Raw genomic sequence first — 25,713 nt, 5'->3', positions numbered from 1 at the left:
CCGCCGCCTCAGGGCTGAGTTAGGAGGAGTGTTCCTCTTCGTTGGCCTGATACCGCGTCGCCTGCTGTTTCATAAACACCACTTCTTGCGGGCTGGACAGGCTCACTTCCTGCGCGCGCAGCAGCTTGAGGATATTGAACAGCAGTTCGCTCTTGGTGGCGCCGACCATGCGCGGGCTCGGCACGTAGCCAGTCACGCTCAGGATAATACCGTCCGGCCCCAGCTGGCTAAAGCGCACATAAGGTGCCGGCGTCTCCAGAATGGTTTCGTACTCGTTATAGGCGCTGAGCAAGATATTGCGCACCTGCTCCGGATCGATCGAGGTCGGGAACGTCAGCGCGATGGTCACTACCCCTTGCGCGTTGCCCATGGTGGCGTTGCGCACGTTCTGCGAGATCAGCTGCGAGTTCGGTACGATCATGGTGGAGCGGTCGCTGAGCTGGATTTCGGTGGCGCGCACGTTGATGCGCCGCACGTCGCCTTCCACGCCGCCGATGCCGATCATATCCCCGACCTTCACCGGGCGCTCGGTTAGCAGGATCAGGCCGGAAATAAAGTTCTTCACGATCTCCTGTAAACCGAAACCGATACCGACCGACAAGGCGCTGACGATCCACGCCAGGTTGCTCCACTGGATGCCGAGCGCCGCCAGGGTGATCAGAATCACCAGCACATAACCGATATTGCTGAACAGCGTCACCAGCGAGGCCCGGATGCCGACGTCCGAAATGGTTTTCGGCAGCAGCTCAGAGCCCAGCCAGCGCCGCACCGCGCGCAGAATGTAGATACCGATCGCCAGACAGATCACGGCGTTGAGCAGGTTGCCGGGCACGATGTTGAAACGCTGCAAGCCTTCGCCGGTCAGGATCGAGACGATTTTCTCCATCAACGACCCCGGCGTGGTGCTGCCGAACGAGCCGTTGAACAACGCGACGATCATCAACAGCAACAGCGAACATTTGGCCAGCGCGGTGGTGATGATCGCCACCTGTTCGAGATGGCGATCCTTGAAGCTGAGCGTTTTCTTCAGCATCTTGCCGCTGACGGTCTGCGGCGAAAACAGCGCGGCGCACAGGTCAGTGGCGAACAACACCATGAAGTAGAATGCCATCAGCACCAGCACCACCCAGATCAGCTGGTAGGTCAGGAAGCGGGCGAAGGCGATGTAACCCACAAGCAAGGAAAGCAGGATCACCACCGAACACACCAGGGTGACGATGTGCACCAGCCCGCCGACCAGCGTGCGTTTTTCCAGGTGCGCGCCCTGCTGCTCCAGACGGCGACGAATGCGCTGGCCGCGCAGCGGCGCCGCCAGCAGCACCATGCCGATCAATCCCGCTACCAGGCCGTTGCCGAAGATGGTGGTGGCCAATGAGGCGCTGACGACGTTGTTGATCAGCTCAACGGTGCCGAACGCCAGCGCCAGACCGGCCAGCAGCGGCGAGAAGTAACGCAGCCCGGCGGCCACTTCATTGTCCAGCGAAGCCAAACGCCACGACGGACGATTCAGCGACAGCGCCGCACGCCCCAGCCCGGCGATCAGCGCGCAGAAAATCCCCAGACGGTTAAAGCCTTCGGCGAAGTCTTCCAGCATCACCGGCAGCGGCTGCACGCGGATAAAAACGTAATACAGCAAATTCAGCGCGATCGAGGTAGTGAACACCGTCACGGCCACGGTGATGATCGCCATAAAGCTGCGGCGCAGGCGCCCGTCCGGCAGGAAGCGAATGCTGACCCAGGCGAGGAAACGCTCGGACAAATAGCGCCCCCAGGACCAGACGATCACCGCCAGCGCCAGCAACGCCAGCGTGCCGTACCGCCATTCGTCCTGCCAACTGGCGTCCCAGGCCGCTTTCATCTCGGCGTTGAACTGGTCCAGCCGCTGCACGTCATCCGCTGACGGCTGCACCACCGGCGTCCAGAACTTGACGCCCAAAATGCTGCCGGTGTTCAGCGCCAGCTGGGTTTTAAACGCTACCCGGCGCAGATCGCTGATCTGCTGCCCCAGGTCGAAAGCGCTGGTCTTGATGGCCTGCGCACGTTTTACCGCATCGTCCAGCTGCTTCTTGCTGCTGTTCAGCGCATTACGCTGCTGGGCGACAGCCGGGGTTTCCGGCAGCGCGCCGGCCGCCGGGGCCGGCCCCAACACGTCCAACTGCGCCTGCAGCTTTTCCTGCAGCGGCTGCAGATCGGCAGACAATTTATCCATGCTGGCGACCAGATCGTCGGTCGCCAGCCGCAGCTTGCTGAGCTGGGTGTCGGTGGTAGCCTTTGAAACCAGCTGCTTCATGCTGTCCAACTGCTTTTGCGCGGCTTTCAGCTGCGTAGCGGGATCGGGCGCGCTTTCGGCGGTGGGATCATCCTGGGGGGCGGCGACGGCGCCGAGCGGCGTCAGCTGCAAACCCAACAGCAATAACAACAACAGCAGGAACGAACGGGGCTTTAACATAAATTCAGTGCTCAGCATCATTATCTGATAGACAGACGAAAAGGCGGCGGATGAACCGTCGCTTAACCATAAACGCTAATTATAATAGCTGCTTAATGTCGGCCGAAATACAGTAATTATTCCCATTGTGTGCCACGCGCCCGTGCTCGCCTTAGCCTGCTGATTATTCAGGCGCTTTTACACTGGCGATACGGCATGAAGCGCTCTATACTCCAGCCACCGATTAACCTGCAACCAATAAAAGGAGACTTACTATGCTGACGTGTGAATTGGTTTTTCACTCACACTTCTTTGGTAATCGTCGCCGCTCAAGCATTACCGGTATCGTGCTGCGATAACCCAGCTTGAGCGAAGCTTACTAAAATCCAGGATCTTCCCTCCGGCTTACCGGGTTGTCGTCAGCGATGTTTGACGATAGGCATTGTCATGCCTGTAACTCTTGAGTAAGCAATGAGCACATTACTGTCTGCACAATCTGTCGGTTACGACAACGCGTTCGGCGTCCTGCTGAGCGAGATATCCTTCAGCCTGAAAAAAGGCGATCGCATCGGTTTGATCGGCGATAACGGCTGCGGCAAAAGCACCCTGCTGCAAATTCTCAGCGGCGACCTACCTGCGCACACCGGTTCAGTGACATTGTCACACCAATGTCTGATGGCGCGCATCGAGCAGCACCTGCCGCCGGAGCTGCACGCCTGCACCCTGCTGGATGCGGTGCTGGCGCGGCTGCCTGCGGGCCAACACCTCAGTGAACGCTGGCGCTGTGAAGCGTTACTGGCCGAGCTGGGGTTTGAACCGGCGAGCTGGACGTTGACCGCCGGCACCCTCAGCGGCGGCCAGCATACGCGGCTGCTGTTGGCGCGCGCGTTGATCCGCCAACCCGATCTGCTGTTGCTCGACGAACCCAGCAACCACCTGGACCTGCCCACACTGCTGTGGCTGGAACAGTTCTTGCGCAGCTGGGCCGGCAGCTTCGTGCTGGTGTCGCACGATCGCTACCTGCTCGATCAGGTGACTAACTGCACCTGGATCCTGCGCGACAAAACGCTGCAGTTCTTCCGTTTGCCCTGCTCTGCGGCGCGCACCGCGCTGGCGGAACAGGACGCCGCGGACGAACAGCGGCGCTACGCCGAGCAGAAAGAGATAGACCGGGTGGAAAAAAGCGCCAAACGCCTGGCGACCTGGGGCAAGGTCTACGACAACGAAGATCTGGCGCGCAAGGCCAAGCAAATGGAGAAGCGCGTCGATCGGTTGAAGGAAGAACAGACCACCCTGACCGCCGGCAGCCCGTGGCGGTTGCGGCTGCAGGGAGAAGCGCTGGATGCCGATCGCCTGCTGGCGCTGCCGCACTGGGCGGTGCGCCCGGCGCCGGATGCGCCGGTGCTGTTCAGCCTCGAACATCTGCGCGTGAAAAGCGGCGATCGCATCGCCATCGTCGGGCGCAACGGCTGCGGTAAATCGTCGCTGCTGCGCCTGTTGTGGCGTGAGTATCAGCAACAAACAGAGCGCCCGGCGCTGTTCCATCCGCGCGTGCGCATCGGCTATTACGATCAGAGCCTGCAACAGCTGCGCGATGAAGACACGTTGAGCGACGCGTTGGCGCAGTTTGCACCGCTGACCGAGGAACAGCGGAAACTGGCGCTGATCGGCGCCGGTTTTCCTTACCTGCGCCACCATCAGCAGATCCGTTCGCTGAGCGGTGGCGAGCGTTCGCGGCTGCTGTTCGTCGGTCTGACGCTGGCCAACCATTCGCTGCTGCTGCTGGACGAGCCCACCAACCACCTGGACATGGCGGGCAAAGAGGAGCTGGCGGAAACGCTGCGCCAGTTCCCCGGCGCCGTCATGCTGGTTACCCACGACAGGATGCTGATCGAACAGAGCTGCAACCGCTTTTGGCTGATCGACCAGCAAAAACTGGAGGAGTGGCACGATCTGGCGCCGGTGTATCAGCGCCTGGCGGGCGAAGCGCCGGCACTGCCGACGGCGGACAGGGCTAATGCTGATGGCCCGACGCCGGACGATCGATTGGAAGGCGAAGAAGCGCTGTTGACCGCTCTGTTTGCCCTCGAAAGCAAATTGGAGGCCGACCTGGCGCGCAAGCCGAAGCATCAGAAACCGGAGCTTCAGGCGCGCTGGCGCCGCGAGATTGCCGACATCACCGCCCGGTTGCATCTGGGCTAACCTTGACAGGCCGCCATCCGGCGGCCTGTTTTTTGATGGAGTGCGACATGGCATTTTCCCTTGAGCAAGCCTCACTCTCGCAGCGGCCACTGCTGGCGGCCATGCTGTCCGATTGCCTTCGCGAGTTGGGCGCCGATGGAGATTACCCCTATCTGCCGCTCTACTGGCGCGAGGTCGGCCGCTACCCTTATTTGATATTGAGCGATCGACAAACGGCCGGTTTCGCGTTGGTCAGGCGCCTGGATAGCGCCACCGTCGAAATGGCGGAGTTCTACATCAAACCCGAATGGCGACGCAACGGGCTGGGACAACGGGCTGCCCGCGCCTTGTTCGTGCAGCATCCCGGCGGTTGGTCGCTGTCGGTCAGCCAGGATAATCCGCGCGGGCTGGCGTTTTGGCGCTCGGTAATACCGGCTGGGACCATGACTCAACCACTTTCGGCCCCCGATGCCATGATGCAGCTGCGCTTTTCATCCCCGCCGCCCTGAGCGACACATTACTTTCATCCTTTTATGGCAGGGTAAATCGATTCGTTCTTTGCTATCGAGCCTGTCATGACTTCACTTTCCCCACGGGACATCGAGGCGCGCTACCGCTTCGCGCGTGAGATCGCCCGCGCCGCCGCCGATCTCGCTTTCAGTTTTTATCAACGGCGGCAAAGCCTGGCGGTCGACTTTAAACAGGGGCTGCAGGACGTGGTCAGCGAAGCCGACCGCCGCGTCGAAGCGCTGATCCGCCGCATGATCAATCGCCGGTTTCCCCAGGATGGCTTTCTCGGCGAAGAGAGCGGCAGCAGCGGCGAGCACGCCGCCTGCGTTTGGGTCGTCGATCCTATCGATGGCACCGCCTGCTTCCTGAACGGATTGCATACCTGGTGTATCGCGATAGGCGTGGTGATCGACGGCGAGCCGACGATCGGTGTGGTCTACGATCCCAACCACCGCGAGATGTTCCGCGCCTGCCGCGGCGGCGGCGCCTTCCTCAACGGGGAACCGATAGGCGTGCATGCCGGTCGCAGCGTTGCGGATGGCGTGATGGGCGTCGGGATATCACCGCGCGCCTCGGCGGCGGAATTCAGCGGCTTTCTCTGTCGCCTGCTGCAGGCGGGAGGAATGTTTGTGCGCAGCGGCTCCGGCGCGTTGATGACCGCCCAGGTGGCCGCCGGACGGCTGCTGGGCTATTACGAACCGCACATGAATGCCTGGGACAGTCTGCCTGGACTGGTGCTGACGCGCGAAGCCGGCGGCGTGGCGAATGACTTTATGCACAACAACGGGCTGCGGCGCGGCAACCCGCTGCTGCTGGCCAACGCGGTGCTCTATCCGCAGTTGGCCGAGCTGATTCAAATGCCGGGCTTGATCGGCTCGACGTGCCCTATCGCGCGCGTTATGGCCGGATAAAGCGCGCGCAGCCGCCGCTCGACCCGATCGACCGCATCGTGCGCGGCGGCGATGGTTACCGCCGGCGACACGCGGCAGTGGAAGTTGACGATGATGCCGCCGTCGGTCTTGCGCGCACGGATGTTGTGTACGTCTTGCACATTCTCCCCCTGCTCCAGCGCCGATTGCAGGATGCGGCGAATAGCAGCCAGCTCCGCCGCATCGACATCCTCGCTGGTCAGCCAGTGCGGCGTCTGCGGCTCCAGGTGCGTCTCTATTTCAGTGTCTTCGCCGATCGCCTGGCGCAGGATCCCTTCTATTTCCGTGGCGATGTCATGCGCCTGCGCCACGCTGACGTGGGCCGGCACCGCCAAATCCATGCCGATCGCCATACGCGTCGGCAACTGCTGCAAGGTCACATTCTGCACCTGCGCGCCGTGGTTGGCGGCAATCGCCCGAATGCGCGTCGCCATGTCTTCGTCGCTGCGGGTCTGCGGCACCGCGATGACGGTGAATTCCGCCCTGGCGTACTGCTCCCGCAGCCGTTCGATGATTTCTCGCTTCAACGTATCGATGCGCTCCAGCGGCAAGGTGCGGCACACCGCCACCGTGATCTCGACAAACATTACGGCGCCGGCGTTGCGAATGCGCACGCTGTCGCAGGCCAGCACCGCCGGAAAGCTGTCCAGCGTGGCGCGAATCGCTTCGGTGGCTCCGGCGGGCGCAGTATCCATCAACGAGTCGAAGGAGCGTTTACCGAGCTTGATTGCGGCGACAAAGATAAAACCGGCGACGATCAGCGCGGCGATGGCGTCCGCACGGCCAAAGCCTAGCAGCACAAACACCGTGCCCAGCAGCACCACGCCGGATGAAAGCATGTCGGAGAAGAAATGCAGCGCATCCGCCTCCAGCGCCGCGCTGTCGGTGGCTTTGGCGACGCGGTTGAGCGCCCGCACGCGGAAGAAATCGACGCAGATGGAGATCAGCAACACCGCGATCACCACCGGCGCCGCGACGATCTCATGCGGTTGCCCGAGCAGGCTGCTGCCCGCCTCATAGACAATCCAACCGGCGGCGCCCAGCAACAACAGCACTTCGAACAGCGCCGCCAGGTTTTCCACTTTGCCGTGGCCGAAGTGGTGATCGTCATCGGCGGGTTTATCGCTGATGCGCACCGCCAGCCAGGTGATGCTGGTGGCGATAAAATCGGTGAAAGAGTGGATCCCTTCGGATATCAGGCCAATACTGCCGGTAAAAATGCCGGCGACGAATTTGCCCGTGGCCAGCACCCCGCTGGCAATCATCGAGTTTCTGGCCACGGCCTGTTTTTCATTCTGCATGATGCTGCTCACATTCAGACGGTGATTTATTTTTTTACTTTAGCGGATAATTGCCAGACAAAGGCGATCAGCAGCATACTGCCAGAGAATGTCAGCATGAGGCTAGTAAGAAAATTGGATTTTCCGGTGGAATAAAAATAAATCTCATTAACGCCCACCGAGATCATTAAAATGGCGTAGAGCAATCCCAAAATAAGAATCGTCATTATTATCAACTCCCGTATCAGGCCGCGCGTTCAGCGCGCCACTAAATCCTCCCCATAATAAATAGCGGTTACGGGGAGGATGCATCTAGGCGGATCTTTAGCGTTCATCAATCATCCCATTTGGTGCTCATATAGGCCGCCAACAGGCCCAGCGAGCTGATCATTGCCAGGAATCCCATAAAAATAGTCATGTTTCCCATTATTTTGTCCTCAGGTTAAATGTTATCGATAAAAGCCCCTTGCGTTAAATATCGGGGTTGGTCGGTATCCATGGTTTTTTAACGTCCTCCTCTTTTTGGCAACATTCCCGCGCTTTCAAGCGCGGGACCCGTTTAAATTCCCAGGACGTGCTGGGCGATTTTGAAATAAATAATCAGGCCGGTGCCGTCGATAAAGGTGGCGATAAACGGCGCCGACACCACCGCTGGATCGATACCGAGCCGTTTCAGCAGCATCGGGATGATCGACGAAACAATGGCGCTCCATACGGTGATCGCCACCAGCGACAGGCTGACCACCAGCGTCACCTCCATGCCGACGCCCATGATCCAGGCGCGCACCCAGGCCGCCAGACCGATGGTGACGGCGATCAGCAGCGAGGTCGTGACCTCTTTGCGGATCACCGCGCCCAGATTGCGCAGGCTGACCTCGCCCAGCGCCATAGCACGCACCAGCGTCGAGGTGATCTGGGTGCCGCTGTTGCCGCCGGTGCCGATCAGCAACGGGATGAAGAACGCCAGCGCAATCGCCGCTTCGAGCTGATCTTCAAACGCTTTCAGCACGTTGCCGGTGTAAGCTTCGGCCACGAACAACATCAGCAGCCACACCGAGCGTTTGCGCCACAGCGCCCACGGGCTGGTCTCCAGATAAGGCTTGTCCAGCGGCAGGCTCGCGCCCTGACGCTGCGCGTCTTCGGTGTTTTCATCTTCGACCAGCCGAGCGATCTCGCGCTCGCCCAGCACGCCGACCAGCGTGTTGTTCGCCACGACCGGCACCACGTCCAAACCGCCTTTGCCCAGCAGATGCGCCACGTCATTGCGATCGTCGTCGGGTGAAACCTGGAAATAGCTGTAATCCATCATTACGCCGACCGCTTTATCCTCATCGTCGCACTGCAGCAGTTTTTTCACCGACAGCGTGCCGCGCAAATGATAGTCGTCCGCGGTAATAAAGACCCGGGTGGGAATTTCGTCCGTTTTTAGCTGCGAAAGTAAATATTCCCGGGCATGCGTGACCGTCATCGTCGCGGGAACGGTAATAAAATCGGCGTTCATATAACCGGCAACTGAAGTTTCATCGAGAGTTTCAGTCGCGCGCAGCGCCGGAGAAGAAGAGTATTGATGTGACTTGATCATTTTGTCAGTCCCTATTTCTGTTGTGAACTTCAACAGCGAATCGCATAGGGGCGTAACCACAGAGGGAGTGCAGACTGCCTATCTCCGCGTCCAGGTTTTAGCACTATACAACGTATCCGAATTGTTGCTCGGAAGTTACTTTGGGCTGAACCTTAATCCGATAAAGCCTGTCTTAACCTTGGGCATCTCTCGATGTCGTCAGATCAGTAACCTGTGTTTGTATAGGAGCCTCGCCAAACGAGATACTGCATATAAACTACCGGCGCAGTATAGGCGTTGTTTTATCCGGCGGGAAGAAAAGATTGCCCGTCGTTTATGGAGTATTTAGGATAATTTTATTAAATGTGAATCTATAAAAACGGCTGATATAAATCAGCCGTTTTTTTATTTCTTAGTGCGCGAGAATGTAGACGTTTTTATCGTATAGCGCGCCCTGACGGGTAAAGTCGATCCCCTTCACGTAAGGTTTGACCAGCGTGGCGTTGGCTTCGTAGTACACCGGCGCGACCGGCGTATCGACGGCCAGCACCGCCTCGGCCTGCTGGAAATACTGCTGCACCTGCTGCGGTGTCGGCGCCGCCGTCGCCTGATGCAGAATGCGATCGTACTCCGGATTGCGGTATTTGGGGCTGTTTTCGCTGCTGTCGGAACGGAACACGTTCAGGAAAGTAGACGGATCGTTGTAATCCGCCAGCCATCGAGTAAAGGCCACGCCGTACTGCCCGCGGTTGATATTATCCAGCGTCACTTTACGCTCCTGGCTTTGCAAGGTGGCCTCTACCCCGAGGTTCTTTTTCCACATGGCGGCGGCGGCAATGACGATCTTCTTGATGGTGGCGTCGTTACTGTACAGCACGGTAAAGCGCAGCGGATGCTCGGCGTTGAAACCGGCCTGCGCCAGCAGTTGCTTCGCCTGGGCGTGCCGTTGTTCCGGCGTCCAGCCGGCCGCGGCGCCGGGCTGCAGGCGGTAGCCGCCCGCCCCCGTTGGGGTAAAGGTCCAGGCCGGCTGCTGGCCATATCCCAGCACCTTGCCGGCGATGATCTCTTTATCCAGCGCCAGATTCAGCGCCTGACGCACCCGCACGTCGTTGAACGGCGCCTGGCGGTTGTTGAAGGCGAAATAGCTGGTGGAGAGCAGCGGATAGGTCACCAGCTGTTGCTCACCGAGCGTTTTTTTCAGCTGCTGATACAGCTCCGGCGGCGTGGTATACCCCAATTCCACCTCGCCGGCGCGAAAACGCGCCACTTCCGGGAATCCCTGTATCGGCAAGAACGTCACCTTGTTGAGCACGGTGTTGGCGTTATCCCAATACTGCGGATTGCGTTCCACCACCACCTTTTCGTTCACCACCCACTGGCTGAGGCGGAACGCGCCGTTGCCGACAAAATGCGCCGGTTGAGTCCAGTTTTTGCCGTACTGCTCCACCACCTTGCGGTTAACCGGCAAGACCGGAAAATGCACCAGTTGTTTGAGCAGATAGGAGTTGGGCTCCGACAGCGTCACCTGCAGGGTGTGCGCATCTAGCGCCTTGACGCCCAGCTCGCTCGGCGGCTTGCTGCCGGCGTTGATCGCCGCCGCGTTCAGCACGTAGGCCGAAGCCAGATAGCTGCCGTACGGCGACGCGGTTTTCGGATCGGTGAGGCGCTGCCAACTGTAGACGAAATCGTCGGCGGTGACCGGATCGCCGTTCGACCACTTGGCCTGCGGCCGCAGATGGAAAGTCCAGACGTTGCCCTGGTGCTCCCACTTCTGTGCCAGCGCCGGGATCACTTCGCCGTCTTTTCCGACGCGCAGCAAGCCTTCGAACAGATCGTTGAAGATGTAGAACTCCACATTGCTCTCGGCCAGGTTTGGATCCAGCGTCGCCGGTTCATACCCGTTGGCGCGCACCAGTTCTTGCGCCGCCGCCAGTTTAGCGCCCGCCGGCACCTCGGCCGCCTGTGCGACCGTCGTGTTAAAAGCCAGGATGATTAAACCAGCCAATTTCTTGCCATTGAATGAATATTTCACGTCGATATCCCTGATGAGTGTTTTATCGCGTTCAATATGCAATGAGGCAGTGGAATAAATTAAATCATTAATCGCTATGAGTCATAACCAAAAGCGGTGTTGAATTTCTTTCATTATCAAAGGAGTACTGGTGACGGAACGATAAAGAACACGAGGATAAACGCGGAGACCGGCATTGCCGCCGGGAACGCCGTGAATCGGCGGTGACATAAATTCAGGCAATCAATATAGATTATTCCAGCCGAAGCTTAACGTATCCTTAGGGCAATTCATTTTGTGAGCGATCGTCAAAAATAATTTAATACGAATCGTTTTCACTATCATTATTGATGTTCTTGGCTAAAATCGGCCTGCTTGCGCTTGCCAGGCGATATTCGTTTTCTTCATTCGAACGCTAAAAAGGATAACTGCATGAAGCTGCGTATTTCATCTCTCGGCCCCGTCGCCCTGCTCGCCTCCTCGATGATGCTGGCCTTTGGCGCTCAGGCGGCCTCCGCCGACCAGGGCATCGTTATTTACAACGCCCAGCATGAAAATCTGGTGAAATCCTGGGTCGACGGGTTTACCAAAGACACCGGCATCAAAGTCACGCTGCGCAACGGCGGCGACAGCGAGCTGGGCAATCAGCTGGTGCAGGAAGGCAGCGCCTCGCCTGCCGACGTGTTCCTGACGGAAAACTCCCCGGCGATGGTGTTGGTGGATAACGCCAAGCTGTTCGCCCCGCTGGACGCCGCGACGTTGGCCCAGGTAGAGCCGCAATATCGCCCCAGCCACGGCCGCTGGACCGGCATCGCCGCCCGTTCTACCGTGTTCGTCTACAACCCGGCCAAACTGACCGACGCGCAGTTGCCGAAGTCGCTGCTGGATCTGGCCAAGCCGGAATGGAAAGGCCGCTGGGCCGCTTCGCCATCGGGCGCCGATTTCCAGGCGATCGTCAGCGCGCTGCTGGCGCTGAAAGGCGAGAAAGCCACGCTGGAGTGGCTGAAAGCGATGAAAACCAACTTTACCGCCTATAAAGGCAACAGCACGGTGATGAAAGCGGTCAATGCCGGCCAGATCGACAGCGGCGTGATCTATCATTACTACCCGTTCGTTGACGGCGCGAAAACCGGCGAGAACAGCAACAACATCAAGCTGTATTACTTCAAACATCAGGATCCGGGCGCGTTCGTCAGCATCTCCGGCGGCGGCGTGCTGGCTTCCAGCAAGCATCAGCAGCAGGCGCAGGCGTTCATCAAGTGGATCACCGGCAAACAGGGCCAAGAGATTCTCCGCACCAACAACGCCTTCGAATACGCCGTCGGCGTCGGCGCGGCCTCCAACCCGAAACTGGTGCCGCTGAAAGATCTGGACGCACCGAAAGTAGACGCCGCGCAGCTGAACAGTAAAAAAGTGGTCGAACTGATGACCGAGGCCGGCCTGCTGTAAGGCCCGCCGGCAAACCGAGAGTTTTTGATCGTTATGTCAAACCTGAGTACCCACGCCGCGCAGACCGCGCGGCGTTATTCTGTTGTCCCCCGTCACCCGCGGCCAGGGGCGATCGTGGTGGCCAGCGCCGTGCTGCTGTCGCTGCTGGCGCTGTTGCCGCTGGGATTCGTTATCGGCGTGGCGTTTGAAACCGGCTGGCAAATGGTCAAAGCACTGGTTTTCCGCCCACGCGTGGCGGAACTGCTGTTGAACACCCTGCTGTTGGTGGTGTTGACGCTGCCGATCTGCGCCGTGCTGGGCGTGGCCCTGGCCTGGTTGACCGAACGCACCACGCTGCCGGGCCGCCGTCTCTGGGCGGTATTGGCGACCGCGCCGCTGGCGGTGCCGGCCTTCGTGCAAAGCTATGCCTGGATCAGCCTGGTGCCGTCGATGCACGGCCTGGGCGCCGGCGTTTTCATCTCGGTGCTCGCTTATTTCCCGTTTATCTACCTGCCGGCCGCCGCCGTGCTGCGCCGCCTGGATCCCGGTATCGAAGACGTCGCTACCTCGCTTGGTTCCCGGCCGCCGGCGGTGTTTTTCCGCGTGGTGCTGCCGCAGCTGAAGCTGGCGGTCTGGGGCGGTTCGTTGCTGATCGCGCTGCACCTGCTGGCGGAGTATGGCCTGTACGCCATGATCCGTTTCGATACCTTTACCACCGCGATCTTCGATCAGTTCCAGTCGACCTTCAACGGCCCGGCGGCCAACATGCTGGCCGGCGTGTTGGTGCTGTGCTGCCTGGGGTTACTGTTGCTTGAGGCGATAAGCCGCGGCCGCGCGCGCTATGCCCGCGTCGGTTCCGGCAGCGCCCGCAGCCAAACGCCGCGTCGCCTGTCAGCGCCGTTCGCCGCACTGGCGCTGCTGCTGCCGATCGCGCTGACCGCGTTGGCGCTGGGCGTGCCTTTCATCACCCTGGCCCGCTGGCTTTGGCTGGGTGGATTCGAGGTGTGGCGTAACGCCGAGCTGTGGCCCGCGCTGTGGCAAACGCTGTCGCTGTCCGCCGCTGGCGCATTGTTGATTACGCTGTGCGCCATTCCGATGGCCTGGCTGTCGGTACGCTATCCGGCCCGGCTGTATCGGGTGCTGGAAGGCTGCAACTACGTGACCAGCTCGCTGCCTGGTATCGTGGTGGCGCTGGCGCTGGTGACCATCACCATTCACAGCTTCCGGCCGATTTACCAGACCGAAATCACCCTGCTGCTGGCATATCTGCTGATGTTTATGCCGCGGGCGCTGATCAATCTGCGCGCCGGTATCGCACAGGCGCCGGTGGAATTGGAAAACGTGGCGCGCAGCCTCGGCAAATCGCCGGCGCAGGCGCTGTGGAGCACCACGCTGCGGCTGGCGGCGCCGGGCGCCGCTGCGGGCGCCGCGCTGGTGTTTCTGGCGATCGCCAATGAACTGACCGCCACGCTGCTGCTGGCGCCGAACGGCACCCGCACGCTGGCCACCGGATTTTGGGCGCTGACCAGCGAGATAGACTATGTCGCCGCCGCGCCTTATGCGCTGATTATGGTGGCGCTGTCGCTGCCGCTCACCTGGCTTCTTTACTCTCAATCTAAACGTACGGCGGGACTATGAGCACGCTCGAACTGCACGGTATCGGAAAATCTTACAATGCCATCAGGGTGCTGGAACACATCGACCTGCAGGTTGCCGCCGGCAGCCGCACGGCGATCGTCGGCCCTTCCGGCTCCGGCAAAACCACCCTGCTGCGCATCATCGCCGGCTTTGAAATCCCCGACGGCGGCCAGATCCTGCTGCAAGGGCAAGCCATGGGCAACGGCGGCGGCTGGGTGCCGGCGCATCTGCGCGGCATCGGCTTCGTCCCGCAGGATGGCGCACTGTTCCCGCACTTTACCGTTGCCGGCAACATCGGTTTTGGCCTTAAAGGAAGCAAACGCGAGAAACAGCACCGTATTGAGGCGCTGATGGAAATGGTAGCGCTGGATCGCCGCCTGGCCGCGCTGTGGCCGCACGAGTTGTCCGGCGGACAGCAGCAGCGGGTCGCGCTGGCGCGCGCTTTGTCGCAACAACCTCGGCTGATGTTGCTGGATGAGCCGTTCTCGGCGTTGGATACCGGCCTGCGCGCCGCCACCCGCAAAGCGGTGGCCGAACTGCTGACGGAGGCCAAAGTGGCGTCGATTCTGGTTACGCACGATCAGAGCGAGGCGCTGTCGTTCGCCGATCAGGTGGCGGTGATGCGCAACGGCCGGCTGGCGCAGGTGGGCGCGCCGCAAGATCTCTATCTGCGCCCGGTCGATGAACCGACCGCCAGTTTCCTTGGCGAAACGCTGGTGCTGACCGCCGAACTGGCGCAGGGCTGGGCAGACTGCGCATTGGGGCGCATCGCCGTCGACGATCGCCAACGCAGCGGCTCAGCGCGCATCATGCTGCGCCCGGAGCAGATTCAAATCGGTTTATCCGATCCGGCGCAGCGCGGCCAGGCGGTGATCACCGGCATCGATTTCGCCGGCTTCGTCTCCACCCTCAATCTGCAAATGGCGGCCACCGGCGCACAGCTCGAGATCAAAACCGTCAGCCGCGAAGGCCTGCGGCCCGGTGCACAGGTCAATCTCAACGTGATGGGCCAGGCGCATATTTTCGCCGGCTGACTCTCTTGTGGCCGGGCTGCCCCGGCCTCCTCAGCGGCAAACCTTGTCGCGGCGCGGCTTTTTCGGCGCCAGCAGATACTCCACCACGCTTTCGTCAACGCAGCTGTCGATGCCGTTCAGCGCCAGCGTATGTCCGTCGCGTTCGCGGGTGATCAGCGGGCTTTTAAAGGCGGCGGCCATCACCTGGGCGTTGCGGTACGGCGTGGTCGGATCGTAGCGCTGGGCGACGAACAGCAGCGGCGGCAGCGCGGCGGACGCCACCGGGGTGTGCGGCCGATCTTTGCCGCGGTACGGCCATAGATCGCACATTTCCAGCGGATACTCGTGTAGCGGCAGGTAGTGAGCGTACAAAGCGGCGGTATTGATCTCCTGCCGCTGCCTGCGCAACTGCTGCGGATCGGCCGTCGGGTTGGCGACGTCGGCGCAGGTGATGACGTTCAGGGCATCATCGGCATCCGGCGAATAGCTTTCGTCAATCAGATCGGAAACCTGCTGCCCGGCGATGCCGGCATCGAGTTGACGCAGCACGGTCGCCAGCTCATGCCAGCGCTCCGGCCACAGCAGCAGCGAACGCGTGACCGTCAGCACATCGTCGGCGGAGATTTCATAGCCCGCCGCAGTGACGAACGGTTGATCGTGCAGCTTGCGCAGTAAGGCATGATAGCGCTGCAGCGCCTGATTAGCGCCGCCGCCCAGCTGGCAGCTGTCGGTTTTGCCGCAGTAGGCGGCGAAGCGCAGGAAGCTTTGCTGGAAGCCCCGCTCCTGGTTCATGCGCTGGGTGAAGTCGTCCTCCGCCAGATCCACCACCCCGTCCAGCACCAGCGCGCGCGTCTTCTTCGGAAAACGTTCGGCATACAGCGCCGCCACCTTGGTGCCGTAAGAGTATGCCACCGCCGTCAGCCCCGGTTCGCCCAGCGCGTGGCGGATCGCGTTCAGATCGTTGACCGCCTCGTCGGTGCCGATGTGTTGCAACACGTCCGCGCCGGTCTGTTTGATGCAGGCGGCAATCAGGGTGCGCGTCTGATTCTCCGCGCCGGCAACGTCGTTATCGTCCGGCGTCGGGGTTTCGTCGCCTTCGGCCAGCTGACAAGAAATTTTCGGCGTCGACTGACCGACGCCGCGCGGATCGTAACCGATGATATCGTAGGATTTTCGCAGTCTGGCGACGTGGGCGTCGTTGCCCAGATAGGGGTTGATGCCCGGCAGGCCTGGGCCCCCGCTGATCATTACTACGCTGCCCTTTTTCGGCCCGGTAGCGGGCTGCAGGGTCAGTGCCAGACGCACGGTCTGTTCGCCCGCCTGCGCCGCATGGGCGTGCGGCGTGGCGTAGGCTAACGGCACCTCGAGGTAACCGCAGCGCAGCCCCGGCGGTGGCGCCTCATCGAACCAGCGCTGAAAACCGCTGTTGAGACAAGATTGCCAACGAATGCCGTTCTCGACCGCCATGCCGTGAGCCGCCGGCTTGGCCAGGGCGGGCAACGCGGCGGCGGTCGCGGCGAACAGCGCCAGAATACGCAGTACTGACATGGGGAGTCCTTTCAACTCAACGAATCGGTCAAAGGGTAAAGATACTCGGTTAAACCGCTAGCCAATAGAACATAAAAAAACGCGCGGGTGAAGCCGACGCCGTGCGTATGGAAAGACTTTTCTTTGCTCAGATTGATCTTATAACGCACAGAATGCTGCAAAAAATGCCATTCACCTGCTAGGCTTAGTGTTCGTTAACCCACAAGGAACAGGAGAGCAGCATGTTTGGTAAAGCGGAAGACAAAGCCAATGAAGCCGCAGGCGCGGTACAAGAAGCGTTCGGCAAAGCCGTTGATTCGCCGGAGCATCAGGTGCGCGGCGCGGCGCGCAAATACGCCTCCCAGGCCAGCTATGCCGCCCGTGACGCAGCGGACAGCGTAAGAACGCAGGTGGAAGCCAACCCGCTGGCCGGCGTAGCCGTTGCAGCAGCGGTCGGCATCGTTTTCGGCTTCCTGCTGGGACGCAAATAAGCGGCGAATGCGCCCTACGACAACAGGACGTACTGGCTAAGGCCCCAAGAAAAGACCGGCATAGAGTTTTTCGATCTGCTGATTATGCTAACAAAATCAATATGATCACCTCTATGCCTTTTCGTGTATCTTACCACAAACTTTTCTGTGGGGTTTTAGCCCCTTTTCATCAATAACGACAGAATGCCGTGTAATACCGAACACGATATTGGCGTCTTGAGCTTTTGCTCCGATTACTCCGACAGGCCTGATAGAAATGAACCCAGTTTTCCTGTGATATCACTGTCTATCGTGCGAAGCCTAAGCAATGGCAGATCACATTTCTTCAGTATGCTGTTCTTAAGTTCATCACGCTCAATCTGAGCTTTTTCCCGATGATAGCCGCCATCCACCTCGATAACACCTACCGGGGTCTTTCCGACCTTATAGTAAATCACAAAATCACAGCTGGCCCCGTTACGCATAAAGGAAAGTTCTCTGGGGGAAAAATCTCCCTGTTCCAATGATACCAACTGGTTAAGTGCTATCTGTGAGTGGAACATCATACTTCGGTAGCTCTCCTGCGACAGGATATCCCTCAACAAACTGGCTGTGATCTGCTCTGACTTAAAACGTGAATCCTCCGGATTCAACCGGCTATTCAGCCGCTCCAATGATTTATCATACTCGCTGTATAACAAATCAAACGCGGAGATCACCGGGCTCTCGAAAACGTCTCCGTCGTTAGCGTAGTATTTGATGTAACGAATCAGAGCGGCAATGTGTCTGCCGTGATTTGCAAAAACATCATCGCCGGTCACCAGCGTAAATTTGTTTCTGGCCCTGGAAACAGCCACGTTCACCAAATTAGGATCATCAACAAATGCGATGTTCCGACTTTGCTGGCTAGCGCATTTCTTATCCAGCACGGTAGAAAACACAATTTCATCGCACTCTCGCCCCTGAAATTTATGCACCGTCGATTTCACAAAATCGGCCGGCAGCACCGTCTCAGCCAAATTAACCTGTGCATTATAGGGGGCAATGTATCCTCTGCTGCTTTCCTCATCCCAGTAATGCCCTTCAATGGATTCAAGTTCCCTGAGGTTTGAAAAGTTACGGGTATGATTTCCTTTTGCCGTGACCACTAAAGATAATGAGGCTTCGCCTGAATCTGTCGTCAGCGGGATCAATTCATTGTCATAAAATTGCTTATTACAGAACTGAATAATTTTAGGATGGCAGCGATAGTGTTCTTTCAAAAGCGTTACCGGAGCCGTTTCACCGAATAGCATGCAAAGAGAATCAAGTAGGCTGTATTTTACGCAATCATAGTGCTGGGCCGGTGGTATGTTCGGGTGTAATATCGGAACATGTGGGAGCTGTTTGCGATCGCCGACAATAATCACATTACGTGCGCACCCCAGCCCAAGGATGCCGGGAACAATGTCCTGTTGCGAGGCCTCATCGATAATGACATAGTCAAAAATCGCACCTTTACCGATGGAGTTAATAATCGAATGAGTGCTACTACCGATAATAGGAAAGCGTTTTATAAAACTATCAAAGTCATGCCGATATGTATCCACCGAAAAAGAGGACGTTGCTGAAATGCTCTCCCGCAAATGTCTCTTTAAATAAAGCATGGATAACGATGTAAGCTGGCCCAGTAAATAAGTAAAATCAGCCGACGCTAATAATGCATTGCATTCAGTCAGAGCCTTTTTCTTTTCCTGGATAGCTCTTTCATAATAAGATAATTGAAGAAAGGTAAAAAGCGCCCGTCTTTTCTCCTGATTGCCCAACGGCTTTACTCTCAGAATCCTGAAATTCAACAGCAAGTCAATCCTATTTTTTAGCCCAATTCGTCGATCGGAAAGATAATGAATGTAAGCCATCAGATCGGTTGTTTTATGGGTGGATAAGCGGTAACTGCCGGCAAAGGAACCTTCCGTCCAAGGATTCTGTTCCTGCCATTGCTGCAGGTATTCATATTCAACACTCAGCTCATTAATTTCGGCTTGCAGCGAAGCAACCTGGTTAATGGCATTCAGGTGTTTTTTCACTTGCTGAAGTACATCATCAATTTCACGTGCCGGAGGCGAATCTGATAATGCCTCATCAGAAAGCGAAGCGGATGTAGCAAAAAACTGTTGTCTATTCTCTGCATTTCCCAGCCGGGCAATCAGATACCCCAACCCTTGCTTGTCCATCTTTTCATAAATATTACTGACCGCAGTGTTATTATTGGACAGAATTGCCACCGTTTTATTCTGAATCAAAATATTAGCGATAACATTGAGTATCGTCTGTGTTTTGCCAGTGCCCGGAGGCCCTTCGATAACTGAAACCTGTGAAGAAAATGCCCGCTCTACTGCAAGTAACTGGCTTTCATTAAGACCAAACGGAAAAATCATCCCCTCTGGAGACTCGCGTTTTTTACTCTGTCCTGTACAGTATGCATGCAGAGCCGTATCCGGATGAGGAACAACACTCTTGAGCTGCCGAAGAACATTCTCAGCGATACTCCTGTCGTTTCCACGAGCATGAAAAATGCGGTCATTAGCCACACGAATAAAATAATTAAAAGCGGCGTGATCCGTAAAGTCAGAGCATACCTGGAAATCGAGCCCCAGTGTTCTCATAACGTAAGGCTTATTACTTCCAGGATAATAAACAACTGCGTATTTATTACCATATATAATAACCCTCTGAGTCAATGAGGTGACAGAACATCCCTCCCGCTCGAGAAAAACATTTCGCAGGAGCCTGGTCGGTGTTATCTGACAGACAGAAAGCGGGCGAGTATATTTTTTTCCGCCACGAAAGTGACAGCTCAGCATAATCTCGCCTGTGTCATTTCCTGGCCATAAAGTCCAGTCCGTAATTTGGTGGGTTTTATTTTCCCCTTCGACGCAAATCGTAACCATGTTATCACCCAATAATCATTGTTTAACAAAGGGCACGCCAGGCACCTTTATATCAGTCACGGTGTTTTTCCTGAACCAGCGAATAGATTTGTGCCCGGAGGTGTTGCTCAGCCTGCAGAAGCTGCTGCGGACGCAGCGGTGAATCTTCAGGTAACTGTCTCAACTGTCGAAACTGCTCTTCCACCGGAACGGTCTGTCGGAAACTTGTCATCATGCCAAAGACCTGCGATTTAAGCTCACTGACGGTGATGTATCTTCCCTTCTGGCCGTCAAGCGCATTCAGTTTATCGGCCAGCGCCTGAAGCTGGATCATTCCCTCATGCCAACCATTCAATGCATCAACAGGCAGTACTGAGAGATTAATCTGTTGCTGCCACTGTTGTATCAGAGGGTTAATACGTTCAGGCCACAGCGCTTGAGCCTGTTCGACGAGCTGCCGGCTGTAGACGATATTCCAGTCAGGAGGAAGTTCACTCAGGCGGGTAATCTGCCGCTGTGTTTGTGTCGTTTGCGGTAACGGCGATTGCTGGCGGAATATATTCAGCTGTTCAGGCGTGAGAGGTGCAGGTAATGGCGCCAGCGAGGCGGCAAGCTGGGCCTGTAGCGGATCAGGCCGATGAAGATAAGGCCTGCCCCACATCGCGGCCACGCTGAGCACCAGCATGGTACACATCCCGGCGGCGAAGAACGCCCACTTTGTTGCGGGCACCGGGATCGCCGCGATGATGTCGACATTAGGCTGATGTTCCGGCTGTGGCACAGACTCCCACCTCACCGTACTGTCCGGGGCATTTTTCTCTCTGGCCGCGACACCGGGCAGAGCATCAGCCGATATTTCCGGCCCATTCATCGCCGTGGTAGACAGCACGATACCCGCAGTGTCAAAACCGGATGTATCGTCACTGTTTTCCAGCCGGACAGCACTGTTGTGCAGCACCGTTCGCAATGTCTCGATCTGGCTCAGGTGTTTAAGCTCCAGCCGCTGCAACTCGTTGCCCAGACGGGTAAGCAATTGCTCCGCCCGATACAGCTCGCTGAGGTCGCCGTAATTCAGCGGAAGCATGCGCATTCGTTGCTGCAATCGCCGGCTCAGACTGCTGAGAATTTCCATTCGGGCATGTGCAGGCTGAGGCCAGAAGACGCCCCATTGATGGCCAATCAGGGCTTCCAACATTGTCAGGCCTTCGTTCAAACCGACTACCCCGGCCAGTTGCGTACGGGCGAGCGTGTACCAGGCTGCCGTCTGCAGTTCCACACCGTTTTGCTCAAACAGCGAGAGACAGCGATTTTCGACATAATGCCAATCCACATCCGGGCGAGCCGGGTGTGTCAGTTTGTTCAGTTCATCGCGCAAAGCAACATAGTCCGGCAGGGTGCGCGGGTCGCCGCCGGTTTTGATTTTACGAGGGATACTGTCATTCATGACCCATTGTCCATCTGATGTATCTACCGCTATAGGCGGTGATTGTTATGGCAGGAGGCCGGCAATCAGGTGATAAAATGTCTCTTCATCGAAGACGTCCCCGGTGTGGGACAACGAGCCCGGGGGCGTAAACGTCCAGTCGCTCACGTGGCCTGCCCGCATGAACAGGCGCCCCAAAGCGATAACGCTTTTCCCCGTATGGAGAGTCGCCTCCACGCACCCCATCACGCCCTGGCCGTACAGAAATATCGGCATAAATTTTATTACCCGATCTTCATAATGCAGAACAATAGCCGGGATCTCAAAAGCGCCGCCCTCCACCAGCAAATCCATCATGGAGGCCGTCAGCGTTTGCGCATTCAGCCCAGTCTCCATCAGCCACGTGTCCATCTGCGCCTGAAGCTGTTCCATTCCCCAGCGAAATGTGGCGATATCGATCTGACTTTTGTTGTTTGAAGCGGCGGATGTAGGGTGTCGGGACTGTAGCTTTTTGAGGAACTGTGATTTTACTGACATGATGTTTGGCCTTACGTCCGTGTTGCTTTGTCGAGATGCTGCTGTTGCTTCAGATGGCGTAACAGCACCCGTCCTTCGGGACTAAACTCCGTGCCATAGCGCACCAGCCCGATACCGTTGAGTTCCGCGTCGACGGCGTAACGCAGTTCCCCAGGAATTTCCTGCTCCAGAAGTATCACGGCTATCTTTTTCAGCCGAGGCTCGTATTTGAGCAGCACCGCCGACAGCGTCCCCATCAGCTCATGCGCGGTACCGGGCATTCCCTGGAGGATTTTGGTCATATCCGGCAGACCATAGTCCGGCAGATGCGCCAGCGTGCCGGCGCGGCAGTTGAGAATACGTTGCATATTGTCGAGGACGGAGAGGATCACCTGATTTTCTTCACTGACCTGATGTAAATCGAGGCCGCCTGAGAAATTACCGGCAAGCATTTCATATAGCGAGGGCGAGTGGTGAGACTGGGACATTATTTATCCTTTACCGGCAGCAGCGTCAGATGGTTATCCCCGGCCTCAACCACCCGGGCCTTGTCCGGATCGAGTTCTTCACGATTCAGCGTCAACCTCCAGGTATTTTTCACCGTATCCGGATGGCGGAATAATCCCACCACGGCCACATATTTCGCCTCTTCAGCCATCGGCATGTCGAGGGTTGCATCTCCACCTGGCTTCACCACGACCTCTCGTGTGGCCAACAGGTCAGCCTCGAGCGCCCTCTCATCGTCTTTCAGCAGTTGCTGGTACACCGTCTTGTCGAAGGCTTTGTGATCTTTCAGCTGGTAAACTCGCACCATGACCGGTTCCGATAGCGAATGACTCTCGCGGGAGTCGGTGTTGAGCGCTTCGCGAGCCGTGAAGTCCAGATGCAGTACCTTGATTTTTTTATAGAATACAGCGGTGAAGGCCGATTTGGTGCCGTCACTGACGCCCTGAGTCAGGCCGCAGCCTGTCAGACTCAACGCCAGCAGCGCCGGCAACCAGCAAGCCGATTTAGGCAAACTTGTATGTAACACGTCGGTTTCCTTGTTGTGGTGTTGCAGACTGCAGGCCGGTGTAATAACCCAGTTCTGTGGTAAAGGCCTGCGGGATATCGTCAGGAAGTTCACTCTCATCGGCGCCCAACACCCCATTCATGCCGAGCCAGAAAGGCCCTTCGCCTAGCGGAGGGAGCGCCAGCAGGTGGGTCTGGGTGGTCAGGGTGATTTTTGCCTTAAAGCGCCACCCCAGATAGACCCGGAGCATGACCAGAAAATCCTGATACAGCAGCCCATCCGGTTTCCATCCTCGAGCCTCTTGCTCGTTCTCTGTCGTGAGTGCAATCAGCAATTGGCTGCCGGCATCCATGACTTCGTCGCCAAGCGGCATGTTGCCATCCAGCAGAACATCCTCATCATCGTAAAAGCCCAATGGTTTACTGACCTCCACGGGCCGCAGGCAGTAAGGGCTGAGATGCACGGTGGTATCCGGCGCCAGCAACTGCACCAGAGCCTGCATACCCTCCTGGGTTTTTCCGGGCTGCTGCAGCACGCCAAGCAATGACAGAAAGCGTGACACTGGCGTGGCGATATGTTCTGCGGTGCCGGGAATGCCCAGCCCTACCAGACCCAACAGTGACTGCGAGAGGCTGTCGGTCCCTCCGGGTTCGAACGTGGCCGGGTAGGAGTATTTGCGCCAGATGCGATAAAACTGTGTCAGGATGCGATGGTTGAAGATATCCAAAAAGCCCTGCAGCGCCTCATGCCCTTCCCGGCGCTGGGTGATATCATCGAGATACGCGGTCGGCAGCGGAGAATCGACGCCGTACATCCCCATGAAGGTCGTGCGGATGACCGGGGGTTTACTGTCATCGTCTTCGTCATATTCGACGGTTTTCAGTTCACTGGCCGGAAACCCCATCCCTGGATGGGGAGCAAAGCGCACCGGATCGTCCGCCGGGTGGCTGGTGGAGCCCAGTAACGGCCTGTCCGGGTTCAGTTTTTCAAGCAGTTGGCAGAAACGGTAGAAGTTAATGCGGTTAAGGTCGGCTTCCAGCCGTGGGGTCAGCCGGGAATGCGGCGATTGTGCTTCTCTTCCCATTCCAGACGCTCTCCGGTCGGTTGCAGAATAATAATCAGGCGATTAAACAGGTAGATGTCGGTGTAGAGCGCAAAGAAGCGGCTCAGCATTTCACCGAACAGGCAGATGTCTCCTCTTCCGGTAAAACCGTGGCTGTCGAGGGTCACATCAACCTGCACACCGCGCACCAGGTAGCCCTGTTCAAAGCGTTCAATTTCACTGTGCTTCACGTCGATGATGGCCTCCAGCCGGCGGCGGTTCATTTCGCTGTCTGTCCATTCATACAGCGCGAGCGTGCCGCGTAACACGTCGGCGTTATCCATCATCGAAAGAAAACCACTGCCGAGATGACTCAGTACACGCCAGTGAAAGCGGTCTTGTGCCGGCGGATAACACGGGAGCGTCGGTGCGCAAAGGTTACGTACGCTGATACTGACCGAGGTGGTTTTCATCACGGTATCCAGCACCGTACTTTGCAGCGCACGCCGCGGTAACTGACCGTGGGTGCCGGTGAGCGTCAACGACAGACTCTCATCTTCGGGCACGGTGTGGTTATCAAAGGCTTCGCCGCCGAGGATGAGCCAGGTGTTATGCAACCCGGACGGGCCGTGCCGCACACGGGTGTGGTAGTAATATTCGGGAGCCCCATGGCGCATCATCCCGCCTTTGTGGCGGAAGCTCGAGAACGGGACGTAACTATGGCCACTCGAAGAAATAACCGAATCCACGGCGTAAATCTCGGTATGGCCATCCTGCACGCGCATTGGGCGCAGCATGTATTCGGTCTGTAGCGAGTTCAGCGTCAGGGGATCGGATTCCAGCGGGAACAGGTTGATCACCGGCACGCAGTTCAGACGCAGATGCTTTTCGGTAAAGCTGAAGTCATGCGCCCAGCGTTCGGCCAGCACCATCTCAATCTCAAACCAGGGAAGTTCAGCCGGAAAAGCCACGGTTTCCAGCCCACGCAGGCCGGTAAACATGAATTTCTCGCGGAAGGTAAAGTACTCCAGCAAGAGCTGGTAGCCACTGAAACTGCCGTTGCTCCTCGGCCAAAGCGTGTCGTTTTCGCCAAACCCGAGCGAGGTGAAATGCCCTTCCAGCGGTCTGCAGTCCACATCGCCGGGCATCCGCAACCCCATCCGGGCCACATTTAGGGTGAACGCTTCATGCATGGCGCAGGCCAGCGGCGCATCGGCATTGAAATAGAAAGGAATATGGCGGAGATCGATACGGCTCCAGTCCGCCAGCTCGCTGCAGTTAAAGCGCAATGTAACAACCGAACGGCCCTCCGCATCGGTCGACAGGCGGGCATATTCCAGCGCCAGTGGCGGAAGATCTATTTCCTTGGTGGTGGTATACCGGCAGCGCGTGCCCTTTTCACCGATCGGCCGCGAGTTCACCTCAAAGCCTTTGACAATACGCATCGTCTCTTTCATTTCGCGCCACTCGGGCGTGAACTCCACCACCGACATCGACGGAATGGTGCGCAGATAATGCGGCCACAGCAGGCTGACCAGCCCTTCGGTCAGCTCAGGCAAATCGTCGTCAAGCTTCTCGCGCAGCCGGCCCATCAGGAAGGCAAAGCCCTCGAACAGGCGCTCCACATACGGGTCGCGCGCACCCGCTTTATCGAGGTTGAGCATTGCCGCCTGCTCCGGGTGAGCGCGGGCAAACTCTTCGCCGGCTTCCAGCAGGTAACGCATTTCAGCGTCGTAATAACGCAGGGTTAAGTCGTCCATAATGTCTCTGTTTGAGGCTGAATGTCTGTCGGGGATCGCGGAAACCGGAACCGGACGAGAGGGGAAAAACGGGAT

Annotated in this window: 21 protein-coding genes and 1 riboswitch; of the genes, 7 read left to right on the top strand and 14 right to left on the bottom strand. The window is 57.9% G+C overall.

The window, feature by feature from the left end:
- Positions 1-19 precede the first annotated feature (19 nt).
- On the bottom strand, positions 20-2,449 hold the full coding sequence (locus BVU99_RS15590; RefSeq protein ID WP_065424061.1) for a DUF3772 domain-containing protein: 2,430 nt from the start codon (positions 2,447-2,449) through the stop codon (positions 20-22).
- Positions 2,450-2,899: 450 nt separating this feature from the next.
- Between BVU99_RS15590 and BVU99_RS15585 the strand changes: the two genes are divergently transcribed.
- From BVU99_RS15585 to BVU99_RS15575, 3 genes are all read left to right on the top strand, one after another.
- A complete protein-coding gene (locus BVU99_RS15585; RefSeq protein WP_099817251.1) occupies positions 2,900-4,630 on the top strand; it encodes an ABC-F family ATP-binding cassette domain-containing protein in 1,731 nt (576 codons plus the stop codon).
- Positions 4,631-4,677: 47 nt separating this feature from the next.
- Positions 4,678-5,118, top strand: coding sequence for a GNAT family N-acetyltransferase (locus BVU99_RS15580; RefSeq protein ID WP_099817250.1), 441 nt, complete (start codon positions 4,678-4,680; stop codon positions 5,116-5,118).
- A gap of 66 nt (positions 5,119-5,184) precedes the next feature.
- Complete coding sequence (locus BVU99_RS15575; protein ID WP_025302913.1) at positions 5,185-6,030, top strand: inositol monophosphatase; 846 nt, start codon at positions 5,185-5,187, stop codon at positions 6,028-6,030.
- On the opposite strand, the gene BVU99_RS15570 is transcribed toward BVU99_RS15575, so the two are convergent.
- The 5 genes from BVU99_RS15570 to BVU99_RS15555 all read right to left on the bottom strand — a co-directional run bounded on the left by BVU99_RS15570 (position 5,973) and on the right by BVU99_RS15555 (position 10,921).
- Positions 5,973-7,349, bottom strand: coding sequence for a cation diffusion facilitator family transporter (locus tag BVU99_RS15570; RefSeq protein ID WP_099817249.1), 1,377 nt, complete (start codon positions 7,347-7,349; stop codon positions 5,973-5,975). The two genes, BVU99_RS15575 and BVU99_RS15570, sit on opposite strands and share 58 nt — an antisense overlap.
- Positions 7,350-7,375: 26 nt before the next feature.
- Entirely contained in the window at positions 7,376-7,555 is a 180-nt protein-coding gene (locus tag BVU99_RS15565) for a hypothetical protein (protein WP_025302915.1), read from the bottom strand.
- A gap of 107 nt (positions 7,556-7,662) precedes the next feature.
- Positions 7,663-7,755, bottom strand: coding sequence for a protein MgtS (mgtS, locus tag BVU99_RS25000; protein ID WP_004938109.1), 93 nt, complete (start codon positions 7,753-7,755; stop codon positions 7,663-7,665).
- A gap of 132 nt (positions 7,756-7,887) precedes the next feature.
- A complete protein-coding gene (locus tag BVU99_RS15560; protein WP_025302916.1) occupies positions 7,888-8,910 on the bottom strand; it encodes a magnesium transporter in 1,023 nt (340 codons plus the stop codon).
- 75 nt (positions 8,911-8,985) lie between these two features.
- A riboswitch (M-box (ykoK) riboswitch) is annotated at positions 8,986-9,159 on the bottom strand.
- A gap of 142 nt (positions 9,160-9,301) precedes the next feature.
- Positions 9,302-10,921, bottom strand: coding sequence for an ABC transporter substrate-binding protein (locus BVU99_RS15555; protein ID WP_099817288.1), 1,620 nt, complete (start codon positions 10,919-10,921; stop codon positions 9,302-9,304).
- 411 nt (positions 10,922-11,332) lie between these two features.
- Here BVU99_RS15555 and BVU99_RS15550 point away from each other — a divergent pair, with 411 nt between their 5' ends.
- Genes BVU99_RS15550 through BVU99_RS15540 form a run of 3 tightly spaced genes read left to right on the top strand, consistent with a single transcriptional unit; the run spans position 11,333 to position 15,000 of the window.
- Positions 11,333-12,349: an iron ABC transporter substrate-binding protein gene (locus BVU99_RS15550; protein WP_043143486.1), complete on the top strand. Its 1,017-nt coding sequence runs from the start codon at positions 11,333-11,335 to the stop codon at positions 12,347-12,349.
- Between the two features lie 33 nt (positions 12,350-12,382).
- Positions 12,383-13,966: an iron ABC transporter permease gene (locus BVU99_RS15545; RefSeq protein WP_099817247.1), complete on the top strand. Its 1,584-nt coding sequence runs from the start codon at positions 12,383-12,385 to the stop codon at positions 13,964-13,966.
- On the top strand, positions 13,963-15,000 hold the full coding sequence (locus BVU99_RS15540; protein WP_025302920.1) for an ABC transporter ATP-binding protein: 1,038 nt from the start codon (positions 13,963-13,965) through the stop codon (positions 14,998-15,000). The genes BVU99_RS15545 and BVU99_RS15540 overlap by 4 nt, the downstream gene beginning before the upstream one ends.
- 30 nt (positions 15,001-15,030) lie before the next feature.
- Here the strand turns inward: BVU99_RS15540 and BVU99_RS15535 are convergent, their stop codons facing one another.
- Positions 15,031-16,527, bottom strand: a complete 1,497-nt coding sequence (locus BVU99_RS15535) for an alpha/beta hydrolase (RefSeq protein WP_099817246.1) — start codon at positions 16,525-16,527, stop codon at positions 15,031-15,033.
- Between the two features lie 221 nt (positions 16,528-16,748).
- Here BVU99_RS15535 and BVU99_RS15530 point away from each other — a divergent pair, with 221 nt between their 5' ends.
- Complete coding sequence (locus BVU99_RS15530) at positions 16,749-16,997, top strand: CsbD family protein (RefSeq protein WP_016927634.1); 249 nt, start codon at positions 16,749-16,751, stop codon at positions 16,995-16,997.
- Positions 16,998-17,230: 233 nt separating this feature from the next.
- On the opposite strand, the gene BVU99_RS15525 is transcribed toward BVU99_RS15530, so the two are convergent.
- From BVU99_RS15525 to tssF, 7 genes are read right to left on the bottom strand one after another with little or no spacing between them, the layout of a single operon-like run.
- Complete coding sequence (locus tag BVU99_RS15525; protein WP_210403909.1) at positions 17,231-19,906, bottom strand: AAA domain-containing protein; 2,676 nt, start codon at positions 19,904-19,906, stop codon at positions 17,231-17,233.
- Between the two features lie 52 nt (positions 19,907-19,958).
- Complete coding sequence (locus BVU99_RS15520) at positions 19,959-21,329, bottom strand: VasL domain-containing protein (RefSeq protein WP_099817245.1); 1,371 nt, start codon at positions 21,327-21,329, stop codon at positions 19,959-19,961.
- Between the two features lie 45 nt (positions 21,330-21,374).
- On the bottom strand, positions 21,375-21,845 hold the full coding sequence (locus tag BVU99_RS15515) for a hypothetical protein (protein ID WP_099817244.1): 471 nt from the start codon (positions 21,843-21,845) through the stop codon (positions 21,375-21,377).
- Between the two features lie 11 nt (positions 21,846-21,856).
- Complete coding sequence (tssE, locus tag BVU99_RS15510; RefSeq protein WP_099817243.1) at positions 21,857-22,312, bottom strand: type VI secretion system baseplate subunit TssE; 456 nt, start codon at positions 22,310-22,312, stop codon at positions 21,857-21,859.
- Positions 22,312-22,857: a type VI secretion system lipoprotein TssJ gene (gene tssJ / locus BVU99_RS15505; protein WP_099817242.1), complete on the bottom strand. Its 546-nt coding sequence runs from the start codon at positions 22,855-22,857 to the stop codon at positions 22,312-22,314. The genes tssE and tssJ overlap by 1 nt, the downstream gene beginning before the upstream one ends.
- Positions 22,835-23,920 (bottom strand): type VI secretion system baseplate subunit TssG, encoded by a 1,086-nt coding sequence (gene tssG, locus BVU99_RS15500; RefSeq protein WP_099817241.1) that lies wholly within the window; start codon positions 23,918-23,920, stop codon positions 22,835-22,837. Before tssG ends, tssJ begins: the two co-directional genes overlap by 23 nt.
- Entirely contained in the window at positions 23,884-25,638 is a 1,755-nt protein-coding gene (gene tssF / locus BVU99_RS15495) for a type VI secretion system baseplate subunit TssF (protein ID WP_099817240.1), read from the bottom strand. The genes tssG and tssF overlap by 37 nt, the downstream gene beginning before the upstream one ends.
- Between the last annotated feature and the right edge of the window lie 75 nt (positions 25,639-25,713).

The organism is Serratia sp. OLAL2, assembly GCF_002752475.1.
Taxonomy (GTDB): Bacteria; Pseudomonadota; Gammaproteobacteria; order Enterobacterales; family Enterobacteriaceae; genus Serratia; species Serratia bockelmannii.
The sequence above is the reverse complement of the archived record's forward strand: the minus strand, read 5'-3'. Positions and strand labels throughout refer to the sequence as shown.